The 17,402-nt window shown below is 72.9% G+C and carries 14 protein-coding genes; 9 read left to right on the top strand and 5 right to left on the bottom strand.

All coding sequences use genetic code 11. From position 1 onward, the window contains the following. Window positions 1-37: 37 nt before the first annotated feature. Window positions 38-958 carry a LysR family transcriptional regulator gene (locus tag KA711_06165; protein MCM0608570.1) on the bottom strand — a complete coding sequence of 307 codons (921 nt, stop codon included), beginning with the start codon at window positions 956-958 and terminating at the stop codon, window positions 38-40. A 27-nt stretch (window positions 959-985) separates the two neighbouring features. Next, window positions 986-3,112, bottom strand: a complete 2,127-nt coding sequence (gene recG, locus KA711_06160) for an ATP-dependent DNA helicase RecG (GenBank protein MCM0608569.1) — start codon at window positions 3,110-3,112, stop codon at window positions 986-988. A 58-nt stretch (window positions 3,113-3,170) separates the two neighbouring features. Here recG and queA point away from each other — a divergent pair, with 58 nt between their 5' ends. Beyond that, window positions 3,171-4,241: a tRNA preQ1(34) S-adenosylmethionine ribosyltransferase-isomerase QueA gene (queA, locus tag KA711_06155; protein MCM0608568.1), complete on the top strand. Its 1,071-nt coding sequence runs from the start codon at window positions 3,171-3,173 to the stop codon at window positions 4,239-4,241. A gap of 251 nt (window positions 4,242-4,492) precedes the next feature. After that, on the top strand, window positions 4,493-5,665 hold the full coding sequence (tgt, locus tag KA711_06150) for a tRNA guanosine(34) transglycosylase Tgt (protein ID MCM0608567.1): 1,173 nt from the start codon (window positions 4,493-4,495) through the stop codon (window positions 5,663-5,665). Between the two features lie 59 nt (window positions 5,666-5,724). Here tgt and KA711_06145 read toward each other — a convergent pair whose 3' ends face one another. Next, entirely contained in the window at window positions 5,725-6,180 is a 456-nt protein-coding gene (locus KA711_06145) for a cytochrome c (GenBank protein MCM0608566.1), read from the bottom strand. 193 nt (window positions 6,181-6,373) lie between these two features. Here KA711_06145 and KA711_06140 point away from each other — a divergent pair, with 193 nt between their 5' ends. From KA711_06140 to KA711_06115, 6 genes are all read left to right on the top strand, one after another. Continuing rightward, the gene (locus tag KA711_06140; GenBank protein ID MCM0608565.1) at window positions 6,374-7,051 is read left to right on the top strand and encodes a cytochrome b/b6 domain-containing protein; all 678 of its coding nucleotides are present in this window, start codon (window positions 6,374-6,376) and stop codon (window positions 7,049-7,051) included. 17 nt (window positions 7,052-7,068) lie between these two features. Beyond that, on the top strand, window positions 7,069-7,584 hold the full coding sequence (locus KA711_06135) for a GNAT family N-acetyltransferase (GenBank protein MCM0608564.1): 516 nt from the start codon (window positions 7,069-7,071) through the stop codon (window positions 7,582-7,584). A 22-nt stretch (window positions 7,585-7,606) separates the two neighbouring features. Then, the gene (gene mdeB / locus KA711_06130) at window positions 7,607-10,378 is read left to right on the top strand and encodes an alpha-ketoglutarate dehydrogenase (GenBank protein ID MCM0608563.1); all 2,772 of its coding nucleotides are present in this window, start codon (window positions 7,607-7,609) and stop codon (window positions 10,376-10,378) included. 127 nt (window positions 10,379-10,505) lie between these two features. After that, window positions 10,506-11,366: an aldose 1-epimerase gene (locus KA711_06125; GenBank protein MCM0608562.1), complete on the top strand. Its 861-nt coding sequence runs from the start codon at window positions 10,506-10,508 to the stop codon at window positions 11,364-11,366. Continuing rightward, window positions 11,363-12,286, top strand: coding sequence for an SMP-30/gluconolactonase/LRE family protein (locus tag KA711_06120; GenBank protein ID MCM0608561.1), 924 nt, complete (start codon window positions 11,363-11,365; stop codon window positions 12,284-12,286). The genes KA711_06125 and KA711_06120 overlap by 4 nt, the downstream gene beginning before the upstream one ends. Beyond that, the gene (locus tag KA711_06115) at window positions 12,283-13,926 is read left to right on the top strand and encodes a glycerol-3-phosphate dehydrogenase/oxidase (protein ID MCM0608560.1); all 1,644 of its coding nucleotides are present in this window, start codon (window positions 12,283-12,285) and stop codon (window positions 13,924-13,926) included. Before KA711_06120 ends, KA711_06115 begins: the two co-directional genes overlap by 4 nt. 10 nt (window positions 13,927-13,936) lie before the next feature. Here the strand turns inward: KA711_06115 and KA711_06110 are convergent, their stop codons facing one another. Beyond that, the gene (locus KA711_06110; protein MCM0608559.1) at window positions 13,937-14,554 is read right to left on the bottom strand and encodes a thioredoxin family protein; all 618 of its coding nucleotides are present in this window, start codon (window positions 14,552-14,554) and stop codon (window positions 13,937-13,939) included. 22 nt (window positions 14,555-14,576) lie between these two features. Then, window positions 14,577-16,718, bottom strand: coding sequence for a thioredoxin family protein (locus KA711_06105; protein MCM0608558.1), 2,142 nt, complete (start codon window positions 16,716-16,718; stop codon window positions 14,577-14,579). 180 nt (window positions 16,719-16,898) lie between these two features. Here KA711_06105 and KA711_06100 point away from each other — a divergent pair, with 180 nt between their 5' ends. Continuing rightward, window positions 16,899-17,399, top strand: coding sequence for an ATP synthase subunit I (locus KA711_06100; protein ID MCM0608557.1), 501 nt, complete (start codon window positions 16,899-16,901; stop codon window positions 17,397-17,399). Window positions 17,400-17,402 lie beyond the last annotated feature (3 nt).

Below are 17,402 nucleotides of genomic sequence, written 5' to 3'. Positions count from 1 at the left end.
GCCAGCAAGTGGCCGCGGCGGCGGCGTGGACACTGGCTCATGACATGCGCCGCACACCCTGGAGCGAGCAGGCGTAGACGCAGTTGCGCAGCGCCGCGATGGCCTCGTAGCGCGGGAAGGTGCGGCGCCACGCCAGCACGATGCGGCGCGTGGGCACGGGCTCGCTGAAGGGCACATAGGCCACGTGCGGCTGTCGCTCGGCCGGCACGCTCAGGCGCGGCACGACCGTGATGCCCATGCCCGAGGCCACCATGTACTTGATGGTCTCCAGGCTCGAGCCCTCGAAACTCTTGCGGATGCCCTCTGCACCGCTGGAGAAGCGCGCGTATTCGGGGCAGACCTCGAGCACGTGGTCGCGGAAGCAGTGGCCGGTGCCCAGCAGCAGCATGGTCTCGTTCTTGAGCTCTTCGGCGGTGACGCTGTCGCGCTGTGCCATGCGGTGGCTGCGCGGCACGGCGGCCAGGAAGGGCTCGTCGTACAGCGGCGCCACGGCCAGGCCCGCATCGGGAAAGGGTTCGGCCAGGATGGCGCAGTCCAGCTCGCCGGTTCGCAGCATCTCCAGCAGCCGCACGGTGAAGTTCTCCTGCAGCACCAGCGGCATCTGCGGCACGCGCTCGATGGCCTGGCGCACCAGGTCGGGCAGCAGGTAGGGGCCCACGGTGTAGATCACGCCCAGGCGCAGCGGGCCGGTGACGGGGTCCTTGCCGGTCTTGGCGATCTCGCGGATGGCGGCGGCCTGCTCGATGACCTGCTGCGCCTGGCGCACGATCTGTGCGCCCAACGGCGTCGTGCTCGCCTCGCTGGCGCCGCGCTCGAACAGCTTGACGTCGAGCTCCTCCTCGAGCTTCTTGACCGCCACGCTCAGCGTGGGCTGGCTGACGTGGCAGGCCTCGGCAGCGCGACCGAAGTGACGCTCGCGCGCCACGGCGACGATGTACTTGAGCTCGGTGAGCGTCATGCGGCGATTGTCGCGCGCGACGTGGCCTCAGGCCTTGAGGAACTCGGTCTTGGCACCCAGCCAGCGGTCCACCTGCTGCTGCGCGCGCGCCGGGTGCTCGGCCAGCAGCCGCACGGCGGCGGCGCGGGCCTGTTGCAGCAGCGGCTCGTCGGTGGCCAGGTCGGCAAAGCGCAGCAGCGCGTCGCCGCTCTGCCGCGCGCCCATGAACTCGCCGGGGCCACGGATCTCGAGATCACGGCGCGCGATCTCGAAGCCGTCGGTCGTCTCGGCCATGGCCTTCAGGCGCGTCTTGCCGGTGGGCGACAGCGGCGCGGTGTAGAGCAGCACGCACACACTCGCCGCGGCCCCTCGGCCCACTCTCCCGCGCAGCTGGTGCAGCTGCGCCAGGCCGAAGCGCTCGGCGTGCTCGATCACCATGAGGCTGGCGTTGGGCACGTCCACGCCGACCTCGATCACGGTGGTGGCCACCAGCAGCTTCATCGTGCCTGCGCTGAAGAGGGACATCACGGCCGCCTTCTCGGCCGGCGGCATGCGGCCGTGCAGCAGGCCCACCATCGCACCACCAGGGGCGCCCGGCACGGCCGCTGTCATGAGCGCGGCGAGCTCGGCATGCGTGGCGGTGGCGTTCTGCAGATCGAGGTGCTCGCTCTCCTCCACCAGCGGGCACACCCAGTACACCTGCTGCCCGGCGGCCACGGCATCGCGCACGCGCGCCAGCACCTGGGCGCGGCGGCCGTCCTCGAAGACCTTGGTGACGATGGGCGTGCGGCCGGGGGGCAGCTCGTCGATGGTGGAAAGGTCGAGGTCGGCGTAGTGGCTCATGGCCAGCGTGCGCGGGATGGGCGTGGCGCTCATCATGAGCAGATGCGGCTCGAGGGTGACCTCGCTGGCCGCCAGCTTGTCACGCAGCGCCAGCCGCTGCGCCACGCCGAAGCGGTGCTGCTCGTCCACCACCGCCAGGCCGAGCTTCGCGAAGGCCACGTCGTGCTGGATGACGGCGTGCGTGCCCACCACCAGGCCGGCGCGGCCTTCGGCCACCGCCGCGAGCTGCTCGCGCCGCCCGCGCCCCTTGCGGCTGCCGGTGAGCCAGGCGATGCCCACGCCCAGCGGCTGAAGCCACTGCACCAGCTTGCGGAAGTGCTGCTCGGCCAGGATCTCGGTGGGCGCCATCAGCGCGCACTGCCAGCCGGCGTCGATGGCGGCGGCAGCGGCCAGCGCGGCCACCACCGTCTTGCCCGAGCCGACGTCGCCCTGCAGCAGCCGGTGCATGGGCTGCGGGCGCGCCAGGTCGGCGGCGATCTCGGCCACGACGCGCTGCTGGGCGCCGGTCAGCGCAAACGGCAGCGCGGCCAGCAGCCGCTCGGCCAGACCGCCCGGCCGCGCCGCCAGCACTGGCGCGCGCAGCCGCGCGCGCTCGGCGCGGGCTTGGGCCTGGGCCAGCTGCTGGGCCAGCAGCTCGTCGAGCTTCAGGCGCTGCCAGGCCGGATGTTGGCGCTGCTCCAGCGCCTCCAGGCTGGTGCCGGGCGGCGGGTTGTGCAGGAACTGCACCGCCTCGCGCAGCGCCGGCAGCCCCGCCGGCACCGTGCCCTCGGGCAGAAGCTCGTGCAGCGGCGCGCGCGCCAGCGCTGCCGCCACGCACTTGCGCAGGTAGGCCTGCGGCAACTGCGCGCTGCTGGGGTAGACGGGCGTCAGGCCCGCGGGCAGGGGCGTCTCGGGCTGCACGGCGCGGAACTCCGGGTGCACCATCTCGCGGCCGAAGAATCCCGCGCGCAGCTCGCCCTTCACACGCACCAGCGTTCCCGGGGCCAGGGTCTTCTGCGTGCTCGGGTAGAAGTGCAGCAGGCGCAGCAGCAGCTCGCCACTGCCGTCGTCCACGCGCACCAGCAGCTGGCGGCGCGTGCGCTGCTCCACCCGGCTGTCCACCACCTGGCCCTGCACCTGGCCGCTCACGCCGTCGCGCAGGCTGGCGATGGTGACCAGGCGCGTCTCGTCCTCGTAGCGCAGTGGCAGGTGCAGCGCGAGGTCGATGTCGCGCACCAGGCCCAGCTTGCGCAGCGCGCGCTGCGGCGCCGACAGGGGTTTGCCCGCTGGCGCGGATGCCGCCGTCGGCCCGGGGGCCTTCGGGGCCTGGCTTGGCGCGGCAGGGGTGGGCATGGAAGAATTTTGGCCCCGCTGCCGCGCAGCGCTTCCAGGGCCGGTCAAGCCCCGGGTCATGTCTGCTCCCGCCACCCCCTCCGCGCCGCACCGCGAGTACGCGCTCGCCGACTTCGACTTTGAGCTCCCGCCCGAGCTCATCGCCCAGCACCCCGCCGCCGAGCGCAGCGCCTCGCGCCTGCTCGACGGCACCGGCCCCGCTCCGGTGGACCGCGTGTTCCGCGAGCTGCCCGCGCTGCTGCAGCCCGGCGACCTGCTGGTGTTCAACGACACGCGGGTGATCAAGGCGCGGCTCTTCGGCGAAAAACCCACGGGCGGCGCTGTGGAGGTGCTGGTGGAGCGCCTCCTGCCCGGCCACGTGGTGCACGCGCACCTGCGGGCCAGCAAGTCGCCGCGCGCTGGCGGCCTGGTGCGCCTGGGTGGCGCCGAGGGCTTCGACGCCGAGGTGCTGGGCCGCGCCGGGCCGGACGAAGCGCTCTTCGTGCTGCGCTTCCCGTCGGAGCCGCTGGCGCTGCTGGAGCGCCACGGCCACGTGCCGCTGCCGCCCTACATCGAACACCCCGACAGCGCCGACGACGAGCGCCGCTACCAGACGGTGTTCGCCGCCCGCCCCGGCGCCGTGGCCGCGCCCACGGCGGCGCTGCACTTCGACCAGGCCGTGCTCGACGCGCTGGCCGGGCGCGGCGTGCAGCGCGCGGCCGTGACGCTGCACGTGGGCGCCGGCACTTTCCAGCCGGTGCGCGTGGAGCGGATCAGCAAGCACCGCATGCACAGCGAGTGGTTCGAGGTGCCGCAGACCACGGTCGACGCCATCGCGGCCACAAAGGCCCGCGGCGGCCGCGTGGTGGCCGTGGGCACGACCACGCTGCGTTCACTGGAAAGCGCCGCGCGCCTTGGGGCGCTGCAGGCCTGCACCGGCGACACCGACATCTTCATCACGCCGGGCTTCCAGTTCCGCGTCGTCGACCGGCTCATCACGAACTTCCACCTGCCCAAGAGCACGCTGATGATGCTGGTGAGCGCTTTCGCAGGCCACGCCCATGTGATGGCCCTCTACCGCCACGCCATCGAGAGCCGCTACCGCTTCTTCAGCTACGGCGACTCAATGCAGCTGGCCCGCTTGAGCTGAGCCTGCATCCGTTCGGGCTGAGCCTGTCGAAGCCCCGTCCGCTCACCGACCAGCCCTTCGACAAGCTCAGGGCGAACGGGTGGTGGGCATGAAGGCCCCCGTTCGGGCTGAGCCTGCATCCGTTCGGGCTGAGCCTGTCGAAGCCCCGTCCGCTCACCGACCAGCCCTTCGACAAGCTCAGGGCGAACGGTCAGGGAATCCGTTCGGGCTGAGCCTGTCGAAGCCCTGCGGGCGCAGCCGACAATCCCGCCATGCTCCAGTTCCACATCCACCGCACCGAGGGCCTCGCGCGCCGCGCCACGCTGACGCTGAACCACGGCATCGTCGAGACGCCCGTGTTCATGCCCGTGGGCACCTACGGCACCGTCAAGGGCGTGATGCCGAAGAGCCTGCACGAGATGGGCGCCCGCATCATCCTCGGCAACACCTTCCACCTGTGGATGCGGCCGGGGCTGGACGTCATCCAGTCCTTCGGCGGCCTGCACCGCTTCGAGGGCTGGAACAAGCCCATGCTCACCGACAGCGGCGGCTTCCAGGTCTGGAGCCTGGCCGGCGCCGACGGCAAGAGCCGCAAGATCAGCGAAGAAGGCGTGAAGTTCGCGTCGCCCGTCAACGGCGACCGGCTCTTCCTCACGCCCGAGGTCAGCATGCAGATCCAGACGGTGCTGAACGCCGACATCGTGATGCAGTTCGACGAGTGCACACCCTACGAGACCGCGGGTCGCATCACCACCGAGGCCGAGGCGCGGCGCTCGATGGAGCTGAGCCTGCGCTGGGCGAAGCGATCACAGGCCGAGTTCGCCCGCCTGGCCAACCCCAATGCGCTCTTCGGCATCGTGCAGGGCGGCATGTTCGAGAACCTGCGCGCCGAAAGCGCGGCTGCGATGGCGGAGCTGGATCTGCCCGGCTACGCCGTCGGCGGCGTGAGCGTGGGCGAGCCCAAGGCCGAGATGCTGAAGATCATGGCGCACACGCCGCGCCTGCTGCCGGCTCACAAGCCGCGCTACCTGATGGGCGTGGGCACGCCCGAAGACCTGGTGGAAGGCGTGGCCAACGGCATCGACATGTTCGACTGCGTCATGCCCACGCGCAACGCGCGCAACGGCCACCTGTTCACGCGCTTCGGCGACCTGAAGATCCGCAATGCGCGCCACAAGACCGACCCGCGGCCCATCGACGAAAGCTGCAGCTGCCACGCCTGCCAGGGCTGGACGGACACCGACGGCAGCGTGCACGGCGGCTTCAGCCGCGCCTACCTGCACCACCTGGACCGCTGCGGTGAGATGCTCGGGCCGATGCTGTCCACGATCCACAACCTGCACCACTACGTGAACCTGATGCGCGAGCTGCGCGAGGCGCTGGAGCAGGGCCGCTTCGAGGCCTGGCGCGCGCAGTTCCACGCCGACCGGGCGCGCGGCGTCTGATCAGCCACAAACGACGAGGCCCGCCGGTGGCGGGCCTCGGGGGACACGGGTGCGGCGGCTTACTGCACGCGGAAGTCGTCGTGGCAGGCCTTGCAGGAGGCGGCGGTGGCGCCGAATGCGGCCTTGAGCTGATCCAGGTTGTTGGCCTTGGCAGCGGCTGCCAGCTTGGCCGACTCTTCCACCATCTTCTTCGCGGCGGCGTCGAACTTGGCACGCTCCGTCCAGACCTTGGCCAGGGGTGCGCCCTTCTCGGTGCCCGCGGTCCCCTCGACGAAGCCGGCAAACGGCAGGTTGGCCACGAAGGCCACGATATCGGCATTGGCCGCGGCGGCGGGGCCGTTGAAGGGCACGCGGCCGTTGGCCATGGCGCCGATGCGGCCGAAGTGCGTGGCCATCACCGTGAAGGCGGCCTTGCGGTACTTGACCGCGTCTTCGGGCTTCTGGAACTGCGCGGCGGCAGGCAGCGCCGTCGCAAGGCCGACGACGGCCGCACACACGAGCATCACACGGGACATGGAAACCTCCTGGGGGAGTGGTTGGCAGGACCGGGTCAGTGTAGCGAGCCCAGCACCGACAGGTGCGTGACGGCCGTCACCGGGGCCCAAGCACCCCCGGGTTTGCACGGGGACGGGCCGGTCGCTGGCGGGATCGCGGCATGGCGCGGTATGGTGCAGGCTACGCCACCCCCAACCTGCCCTGGCCCGCAAGATGTCCGCCGATTCCGTACCCACCCGCGTCTGGGACTTGCCCACGCGCCTCTTTCACTGGCTGCTGGCCGCGGCCGTCATCGGCTGCGTCGTCACAGCCAAGGTCGGCGGCGGCGCCATGGTCTGGCACACGCGGCTGGGTCTGTGCGTGCTGGCGCTGCTGGTGTTCCGCCTGGCCTGGGGCTTCGTCGGCGGACACTGGAGCCGCTTTGCGCGCTTCGTTTACGCACCCGGCACGCTGCTGCGCTATCTGCGCGGCGAGGTGCAACCCGGGGAGCGGCTCGACGTCGGTCACAGCCCCACCGGCGCGCTCAGCGTCTTTGCCATCCTGGCGGTGCTGATGGCGCAGGTGGGCCTGGGGCTGATCTCCGACGACGAGATCGCCTTCGTCGGCCCGCTCAACCGCTACGTCAGCACCGACACCGGCTTGCTGGCCACCAGCTTGCACAAGACCTGGGGCCAGTGGCTGATCATCGGCCTGGCGGTGCTGCACGTGCTGGCCATCGCGGTGTACCTGGTGAAGCGCCGCAACCTCGTCAAACCCATGATCGACGGCGACAAGGCGCTGCCCGCCGGCACGCCGGCCAGCGCCGACGGCCTGGCACAGCGCACGCTCGCGCTGGTGCTGGCGGCGGCGGCCGGCGGCCTGGCCTGGTGGCTGGCGCGGCTGGGCCTGTAGCGCAGGCACGACCGTCGATGGAGCCCGCCAGTCCGCACATCCAGCTCGTCACGGCCGAAGGCGCCGAGGCGCTGGGTGCCGTGCGCACGCTGATCCGCGAATACGCGGCCGCACTGGGCGTTGACCTGTGTTTCCAGAACTTCGAACGCGAACTGGCCACGCTGCCTGGGGTGTACGCGCAGCCGCACGGGGCGCTGCTGCTGGCGCTGGTCGATGGCGAGCCGGCCGGCTGCGTGGCCATGCGTCCGCTGCCCGAGTCCGACCACGCCAACGCCTGCGAGATGAAGCGCCTGTACGTGCGGCGTGCCTTCCGTCGCTTCGGCCTGGGCCGGCTGCTCGCGCAGCAGCTGATGGAGAGGGCCGCACAGGCCGGCCACAGCTGCATGCTGCTGGACACGCTCGACGACATGGAGGCCGCGCGCGGGCTGTACGCCTCGCTGGGCTTCGTCGAGATCCCGCCGTACTACTACAACCCGATCCCCGGGGCCCATTACCTGAAGGTCGAGCTCGACAGGCCCGGCATGCGGTGGTGAGCCCGGCTCCCGGACACCCGCCATGACCGCCTTCCCCGCCCCCGGCACGCCCGAGTTCGAGGCGCTGCTTCACGCCGTGCGATTTCCGGCCGACGCGGACCCGGCAGAAACCCGCGAGTGGCTTGACGCGTTGGCCACGCTGGTGCGCGAGGGCGGCCCGGAGCGCGCGCGCTTCGTGCTCAACGCGCTGCAGGACGAGGCCCGCCGCCACGCGCTGGCCTGGCAGCCGGCGCGGCAGACGCCCTACGTCAACACCATCGCGCTGCACGAGCAGGCGGCGTTCCCGGGCGACCTCGAGATCGAGCAGCGCCTGGCCGCGCTGATGCGCTGGAACGCGCTGGCGATGGTGGTGCGCGCCAACCTGCGCCAGGGCGAGCTGGGCGGCCACATCAGCAGCTATGCCTCGGCGGCCGACCTGTTCGAGGTCGGCTTCAACCACTTCTTCCGCGCCCGATCGGACACGCCCGGTGCGGCCCACGGCGGCGATCTCGTCTACGTGCAGCCGCACTCGGCGCCCGGTGTCTACGCCCGCGCGTTTGTGGAGGGCCGGCTCACCGAGGCTGACCTGGACCACTACCGCCAGGAGGTCACCGCCGCCGCGGCGCGCGCGCGGGGCGAGACGGTGCGCGGCCTGAGCTCCTACCCGCACCCCTGGCTGATGCCCGACTTCTGGCAGTTCCCCACCGGCAGCATGGGCCTGGGGCCGATCTCGGCGGTGTACCAGGCGCGCTTCCTGCGGTACCTGGAGCACCGCGGCCTCACACCGCCGACGGACCGCCGCGTCTGGGGCTTCTTCGGCGACGGCGAGATGGACGAGCCCGAGTCGCTGGCCGGCTTGAGCATCGCCGCACGCGAGCGGCTCGACAACCTCGTCTTCGTTGTCAACTGCAACCTGCAGCGCCTGGACGGCCCCGTGCGCGGCAACGGCCGCATCGTCGACGAGCTGGAAACCGTGTTCGCTGGGGCCGGGTGGCACGTGATCAAGCTGCTGTGGGGCTCCGACTGGGACGCCCTCTTCGCGCGCGACACCACGCAGGCCCTGGCGCGGGCTTTTGCGCGCACGGTGGACGGCCAGTTCCAGACCTTCAGCGCCAACGACGGCGCCTACAACCGCGAGAGGTTCTTCGGCCAGAGCCCCGAGCTGCGCGCGCTGGTGGGCGCCATGACCGACGACGAGATCGACCGCCTGCACCGCGGCGGCCACGACCTGGTGAAGATCCACGCCGCCTACGCCGCGGCGGTGCGGCACCGCGGCGCGCCGGTGGTCATCCTGGCCAAGACCATGAAGGGCTACGGCATGGGCCAGACGGCCCAGGGCCGCATGACCACGCACCAGCACAAGAAGCTCGACGGCGACGACCTCGTGGCCTTCGCACGGCGCTTTCGCCTGCCGATGAGCGACGAGGCCGCGCGCGCCCAGGCCTTTGTGCGGCCGGCGGCCGACAGCGCCGAGGCGCACTACCTGCGCGAGCGCCGCACCGCACTCGGCGGGCCGATGCCGGTGCGCGCGCCGCAGGCCGCCGAGCCGCCGCTGCCGGTGCCGTCGGCCACGCGCGTGGCGGCCTTCGCGCTGCAGGCCGGGGGCAGGGCCATGAGCACCACGATGGCCTTCGTGCGGCTGTTGGGCAACCTGCTGAAGGAGCCCGGGCTCGGCCCGCGCATCGTGCCCATCGTGGCCGACGAGGCACGCACCTTCGGCATGGCGGCGCTGTTCCGCCAGTTGGGCATCTACGCGCCCGAGGGCCAGCGCTACGAGCCCGAGGACGCCGGCACCCTGGCCAGCTACCGCGAAAGCCGCGACGGCCAGATCCTGGAAGAAGGCATCAGCGAGGCCGGCGCCATGGCCTCGTGGACGGCCGCGGCCACCAGCTACAGCACGCACGGCCTGGCGATGCTGCCGTTCTACATCTACTACTCGATGTTCGGCTTCCAGCGCGTGGGCGACCTCATCTGGGCCGCCGCCGACCAGCGCGCGCGCGGCTTCCTGCTCGGTGCCACCTCGGGCCGCACCACGTTGTCGGGCGAGGGCCTGCAGCACCAGGACGGCAGCAGCCACTTGGTGGCCGCCACCGTGCCCAACTGCGTGGCCTGGGACCCGGCTTTCGCCTACGAGCTGGCGCTGATCGTCGAGCACGGCATGCAGCGCATGCTCCAGCAGCAGCACGACGTGTTCTTCTACCTCACGGTGATGAACCAGAACCACGAGCAGCCGCCGATGCCGGAGGGGGCGGCCGAGGGCGTGTTGCGCGGTTTGCATGTGCTGCCGGCGCTGCCCGAGGTGGCCTCGCTGCCGGCCGATGCCCCGCGCTGCGTGCTCTTGGGCAGCGGCGCCATCCTGCACGACGCGCTGGCCGCCGCGCGGCGGCTGGCGGCGGAGTTCGGGGTGGCCGCCACGGTGGCCAGCGTCACCTCGTGGAGCGAACTCGCGCGCGAGGGCATGGCCGCCGAGCGCGGGCGCGTGCTGGGGGCCGAGCCCGCCGCGGCCTGGGTGACGGCACAGCTGGCGGCCACGGCCGGCCCCATCGTCGCCGCCACCGATTACGTGCGCGCGGTGCCCGAGCAGATCCGCGCCTACCTGCCGGCCGGCCGCCGCTACGCCACGCTGGGCACCGACGGCTTCGGCCGCAGCGACAGCCGCGAGGCCGTGCGCGGCTTCTTCGAGGTCGATGCGCGCCACATCGCACTGCGTGCGCTGGTGGCGCTGGCCGACGACCGCGCGTTGCCGGCCAGCGTGCCGGCCGAGGCCCGCACGCGCTGGGGCCTGGCGCCGACGCCCGCGCCCTGGACGCTGTGATCCCGCGCCCCCGGTCGCGCGGTGCCGGTCGAAGCGCCCCGCAACACACCGCGGCATCCGCAGGCGCAGCCCGGACGGGCTGGCCTGCGGCATCATCGCCGCACGGACACCCCTGCCGGAGACGACCATCACGCCCACCCTCACCCTGAACGCCGGGCCTTTGCGTCTGGCCCTGCGGCCCGACCTCGGCGGTGCGATCGCCGGCCTGTGGTTCACCGACGCCCATGGCGAGCAGGCCGTGCTGCGCAGCACCGAGCCCGCCGACCTGACCAGCAGCCGCGCCGCAGCCTGCTACCCGCTGGTGCCCTACTCCAACCGCCTGGGTTACCGGCGCTTCCGCTGGCACGGGCAGGACCACGCCACCGCGCCCAACTTCGACGACAACCCGCACTCCGTGCACGGCGTGGGCTGGCTGCGGCCCTGGGCCGTAGCGTCGCAGGCCGGCACCGAGGCCGAGCTGCGCTACACCCACGTGCCCGACGCGCACTGGCCCTTTGCCTTCGCCGCGCGCCAGCGCTTCGAGCTCAACGGCAGCGCGCTCACGCTGCGCCTGACCCTCACCAACACCGACGAGCGCGCGCAGCCCGCGGGCCTGGGCTGGCATCCGTACTTCCCCAAGCGCTCGCGCAGCCGGCTGCACGCCGAGGTCAGCAGCCGCTGGGAACCCGACGCCAGCGGCCTGCCCGTGCGCCAGCTGCCGCAGGCCGGCATCGACGGCGACGTCGCCCACCTGGGCTTCGACCACTGCTTCGACGGCTGGCAAGGCGCGGCGCGGCTGCGCGACGAGCGGCTGTCGCTCAGGCTCACGTCCTCGTGCACGCGGCTCGTGGTCTACACGCCGGCCACCAGGCCTTACTGGTGCGTCGAGCCCGTGAGCCACGTGAGCAACGCCATCCACATGGCCGAACCGCCCACGCACGGCCTCGTCGACCTGCTGCCCGGCGCCACGCTGGAGGGCTGGATGCGGCTGGAGGTGGCCTGCGCATGACAGGCCCGGTGCTGCAGCTCGACTGGCAACCGCTGCCCGTACCCCCGGGCCTGCTGGGCGAGTCGCCGTTCTGGCACCCCGACGAGCAGGCGCTGTACTGGCTCGACATCCCCGGCCGCGCGCTGCACCGCTGGCAGCCAGCGCCCGGCACTGAGGGCGCACACCGCCGCTGGGAGCTGCCTGCCGAGCCCGGCTGCATTGCGCCGCTGCCCTGCGGCTGGCTGCTGATGGCGCGGCGCGACGGCCTGTTCCGCGTCGACCCCGCCACGGCCACGGCCGAGCGCCTGGCCGCGCCGCCCTACGAGCCCGCCACCGAACGCTTCAACGACGGCAAGGCCGACGCCGCCGGCCGGCTGTGGGTCAGCACCATCTACGAGCCGCGCGACAAGCCCGCGGCAGCGCTGTACCGATGGGACGGTGCCACGCTCGAGCGCCTGCTCGGCGGCCTGACCATCGGCAACGGCCTGGCCTTCAGCGCCGACGGCCGCACGGTGCTCACCGCCGACACGCCCACGCACGCGGTGACGGCGCACACGCTGGACAGCGGCACCGACCGCCTGGTGGCGCCGCGCGTGCTGCATCGTTTCGAGCCCAAGGTCTCTGGCGCTCCACTCGACCACTATGGCGGCCGCCCTGACGGCGCAGCCATCGACGTCGATGGCGGCTACTGGGTGGCGATGATGGAAGGCCAGCGCCTCGTGTGCCTCGCGCCCGACGGCACGCTGCGTGCCAGCGTGCCGCTGCCGGTGCGCTGCCCGACCATGCCCTGCTTCGGCGGGGCCGACGGGCGCACCCTCTACGTCACCACCGCCTGCATCAACCGGCCAGCGGCCGAGCTGGCGGCCCAGCCCTGGGCGGGCCGCGTGCTGATGGCGCGGGCACCGGTGGCCGGCCTGCCGGTGAACTTCGCGCGCGGCTGAGCGTGGCCACGCCACACCCCCGGGCCGAGCTCGTTGCGCGGCTGACCGCGCCGCGCGAGTGGGGCCTCGCCATCATCGGCGGCGGCTCGGTGGGCCTGGGCGTGGCGCTCGACGCCGCGGCGCGCGGCTTCTCGGTGCTGCTGCTGGAGGCCGGCGACTTTGCCTGCGGCACCTCGTCGCGCGCCACCAAGCTGGCGCACGGCGGCGTGCGCTACCTGGCGCAGGGCGACCTCGGCCTCGTGCGCGAAGCCCTGCGCGAGCGCGGCGCGTTGCTGGCCAACGCGCCGCACGTGGCCGCGCCGCTGCCCTTCGTCATGCCGGCCTACCGCTGGTGGGAGAAAGGCTTCTACGGCGCCGGCCTCAAGGCCTACGACTTGCTGGCCGGCTCGCGGGCCCTCGGAACCACCGAGTGGCTCGATGCGCGCCGCGCGCAGGCCCTGTTGCCCGGCGTGCGCGCGCAGGGCCCCGCCGGCACGCTGCAAGGCGGCGTGCGCTACTGGGACGGCCAGTTCGACGACGCGCGCCTGGCGCTGCTGCTGGCGCGCACCGCCGCCGAGCGCGGCGCGCTGCTGCTCAACCATGCGCGGGTGACGGCGCTGCTGCGCGAGCGCGGCCAGGTGCGCGGCCTGGTGGTGCACGACACCGAGACCGGCAGCGCCCACCGCGTGACGGCACGCTGCGTCGTCAACGCCACCGGCGTGTGGGTCGACGGGATCACCGCGCTTGACCACGACGAGGCGGAGCCCGCCGCGCCCGCCGCGCCGCGCGTGGCGCCCAGCCAGGGCGTGCACCTGGTGGTCGACCGCGCCTTCCTGCCCGGCCCCGGCGCCCAGGTTCATGGCTTGCTGGTGCCCAAGACGGAGGACGGCCGCGTGCTCTTCGCCGTGCCCTGGCTGGGCAAGACGGTGCTGGGCACCACCGACACGCCGCGCCCCGACGCCCCCGCCGAGCCCGAGCCGCGCGCCGACGAGGTGGCCTTCATCCTGCGCGAGGCCGGCCGCTACCTGGCGCGGGCACCACGGCCGGCCGACGTGCGCTCGGTGTGGGTGGGGCTGCGCCCGCTGGTCAGGCCTGGCGCCGGGGCAGCGGGCGCGGTCGGCGACACGCGGTCGATCTCGCGCGAGCACACCGTGTGGGTGTCGCGCTCGGGCCTCGTCAGCGTGACGGGCGGCAAGTGGACCACCTACCGCGCGATGGCCGAGGACGTGCTGGCACGCTGCATGGCCGCCGGCCTGCTGCCGCAGCGGCCGGCGGGCGCGACGACGGCGCTGCGCCTGCTGGGCACACCCGCCGTCAGCGATCCGGCGCGAACGCTCTCCGCGCCGCCGGGCGAGCACCTCTACGGTGCCGAGGCCGCTGCGCTGCGGGTGCTGCCCGGCGCCGACCGCTGGCTCGCGCACGATGGCGAAACCGGGGTCGGCGTGCTGAGCGAGGCCATGGTGCGCTTTGCCGTACGCCACGAGTTCGCGCGCACGACAACCGACGTGCTGGCAAGGCGCTCGCGCCTGTTGTTCCTCGATGCCGCCGTGGCCGCCGCGGCAGCACCCGCCGTCGCGGCCATCGTCGGCGAGGAGACCGGCCGCGATCCGGCGCTCCAGGCCTTCACGGCGCTGGCTGCGCAGTACACGCGCCTGCCGTGAGGCCTTGCGCTCACATCGACGAGTACTTCACCGAGCAGCCATAGGGCCGCGTCACCGGCGTGCTCACCGGCTTGCCGGCCAGCGACTCGGACAGCGCCACCTTGACGTGGTTGGTGGCGGTGGCGATGTCGGCCTGCCGGCTGCTGGGGTTGCTGTCGATGGCGCCGGCATAGACCAGTTTGCCGGCGGGATCGATGATGTACAGGTGCGGCGTCGTGCGGGCGCCGTACGCGCGGCCGACCTTTCCTTCGGCGTCCATCAGCGTCGCCGTGGCAGCGGCCTTCTGCTGCTGCATCCAGGCCGCCATGTCGGCGGGCTTGCGGAAGTCGCGCGAGTCGGCGGCGGTGCTGTTGACGCTGAGCCAGACCACGCCCTTGGCCACCGCCTCGCGCTGCGTGCCCTGCATATTGCCGCTGCCGTAGTGCTTGACGACGTAGGGGCAGCCCGGGTTCACCCACTCCAGCACGACATGGCGGCCATTGAAGTCGGCCAGCGAAACGGCCTTGCCGGCGGTGTCCAGCGCCGTGAAGGCCGGCGCGGGCTGGCCGACGGTGGCGTTGGCGAAGGCCGCGCTGGCGGCCAGCGCGAGGGCGGCACCGGTGAAGGCGCGGCGGGTGTAGGCGTGCATGCGGGCGCCTGGCGATGGTGGGTCAGCGCGCGGCGCCGAGGGCGCCGAGCACCTCGTCGATGCTGAGAATCTCGCTCAGCAGCCTTGGCCCTGCCGCGCCGGGGGTGTAGACGGCATAGACCGGCACGCCGCTGCGGCCGTAGCGCGCGAGCTGCGCGGTGATGGCGGGGTCGCGCCGCGTCCAGTCGGCGCGCAGCAGCAGCACGTTCTTCGCGTCGAACGCGGCCTGCACATCGGCCGCGGCCAGCGTGGTGCGCTTGTTGAACTGGCAGGTGACGCACCAGGCCGCGGTGTAGTCGACGAACACCGTGCGGCCTTCGGCCTGCCCTTGCGCCACGCGCTCGGCACTCCAGGGCTGCCAGGCCGCATCGGCCGCCGCAGCGCTGCCGCCCGGCGCGGCACCGGCCAGCGCGTCCTGGCGCAGCGAGGGCAGCGCCCACACCAGCGCCGCCACCAGCAGCAACACGGCCGCGGTGCCGAAGCCGCCCCGGGCCTTCGGGCCCAGCGTCGGCGAGCCCAGAGCCCAGGCCACGAAGGCCAGCGCCACCAGCAGGCCCAGCAGCGCCACCGCGCCGTCGATGCCCACCTGCACGCCCAGCACCCACACCAGCCACACCACGGTGGCGAACATCGGGAAGGCCATCAGCGACTTGAAGTGCTGCATCCAGGCGCCCGGGCGCGGCAGCGCGCGCGTCAATGCCGGCCAGACGCTGGCGGCCAGGAAGGGCAGCGCCATGCCCACGCCAAGCGCGGCGAACACGGCCAGTGCCTGCATGGGGGGCATGGTGAGGGCCGCGCCGAGCGAGACGCCCATGAACGGCGCCGTGCAGGGGCTGGCCACGGCCACGGCAAGCACGCCGGTCAGGAAGTGATCGGCCACCGGATGGCGGGCCTGCACCCCGGCCCACGAGGACGGCAGCACCGAGCCGACCTCGAACACGCCCGCCAGGTTCAAGCCGATCAGCGTGAAGAGGGCCGCCAGCACCGCCACCACCGCCGGCTGCTGCAGCTGGAAGCCCCAGCCCAGCTGCTCGCCCCCGGCGCGCAGCGCCAGCAGCAGGCCGGCCAGGGCCATGAAGCTGAGAACCACGCCGGCCGTGTAGGCCAGGCCGCCGGCCCGCTGCGCGCGCCGGTCTGCGCCTGTGCGGGCAAAGCCCAGCACCTTGAGCGACAGCACCGGGAAGACGCAGGGCATCAGGTTGAGGATCAGCCCGCCCAGCAAGGCCAAGGCCACGGCGAGCACGAAACCCGGCGGCACAGCCGCGGGCACCACCGTGATCTCGGCGTTGCCCAGCACCGGCGCGGGCACCGTCACCGCAACCAGCGCAGGCCAGGGCGTCGTCACGGCCACGCGCAGCCCGGCGGGCTGGCCCTCGCTGATCAGCACCGCCGGCATCGTGGCGGGCGATTCGCTGCGCATCGGATCCACCGCCACGCGCGCCGTCCAGGTGCCGTCGGCCCAGGCCGTGGCCGGCTTGGCGGCGTTGACGATGACGCCGGGCGTCTCGGGGAGGAAGCCGAGCTCGCGGCCCTGCCAGGCCGCCGGCAGGCCGGCGATGCGCACGACGAGCTCGCTGCCCTCGAGCGCGGCCTCGGCCCGGGCGCCGGGCAGGTCTTGCGGGCGCGCGGCGCGCGCAGCCTCGAACAGCGCCGCGTGCCCCGCCGTGGCGGCGTTGACCGGCAGCTGCAGCGTGAACTCACCGCTCTCGGGAATGCACACGTCCTTGCACACGAGCCACTCAGCGGCCAGCTTGACGGTGAGGCTGTCGCCTTGCAGCCCTGCGGGCACCGAGAGCGACACCGGCAGCAGCAGCCTGCCCTCGTAGCCGAAGTTCATCAGCGGGCCGATGGGCAGCCGCTGGGGTGTGGGCCAGTCGATATCGCCGGCCGCCGCGCCGGCCGGCAGCGTCCAGGCCAGCGTCGTGGGCAGACCCGAGTCGCCCGGGTTCTTCCAGTAGGTGTGCCAGTGTTCTTTGTGTTCGATCTTCAGGCCCAGCCAGGCGGGCCTGCCGGGCTGCAGCCCCTCGGGCGCGTGCGCCACCAGTTCCGCCCGCACCTGTGGCGTGGTGACGACAGCCGAACGCGGGCTTGTTGCCGCGGCGGGGGCCAGGGCGACCAGGGCGAGTGCGGCGAGTGCGGCGAGCGTGACGGATTGGAATCGCATGCAGTGACGGGCACGGGCGACCCGGGGTCGCAGAGGGGGCAGCACCGGTACAGACGGTGAGGCGCGGCTGAAGTTCCGCCGCTGTCCTCCAGGGCCGGCGGCGAGGGGGCATTCTGGGGCACCACGGGTTTCTTCGTATAATCGACAGGCTTTGCTACCCACAGCCGCAAGTCGTTCCAGATGGCGCAGCTTCCGCAAACCCGCACCGGGCTGCACCCCGTGCCTTGGGACGATACCGAAGACGGCTCGGGCCGGCAGGCGTTCAAGCCGCTGACGCGCGAGGAGGCGTCGGCCCTGCGCCAGAAGCAGCCGCCGCTGTCACCGTGGCGGGTGCTGATGGTGCAAGTGGCGGTGGGTGTGGGGGTGGCGCTGCTCGCGGTGCTGCTCACGCGCCGGGTCGAGCTGGCGTGGTCGGTGCTTTACGGCGCCGCCACGGTGGTGCTGCCGGGGGCACTGATGGCCCGGGGCATGACCAGCCGGCTCAGCAGCATGTCGCCCGGCGTCAGCGGCGTCAGCTTCATGTTGTGGGAGATGGTGAAGATCGTCGCCTCGATCGCCCTGCTTGCGCTGGCGCCGAAGGTGGTCGAGCCGCTGAGCTGGCCAGCGCTGCTGGTGGGCCTGGTGGTGTGCATCAAGGTTTACTGGTGGGCGCTGCTGTGGCGCCCGTCGCCGAAGAGCTAGAGG

The sequence above is a fragment of the Ideonella sp. WA131b genome (assembly GCA_023657425.1).
In the GTDB taxonomy this organism is placed as follows: domain Bacteria; phylum Pseudomonadota; class Gammaproteobacteria; order Burkholderiales; family Burkholderiaceae_C; genus Rubrivivax.
The sequence above is the reverse complement of the archived record's forward strand: the minus strand, read 5'-3'. Positions and strand labels throughout refer to the sequence as shown.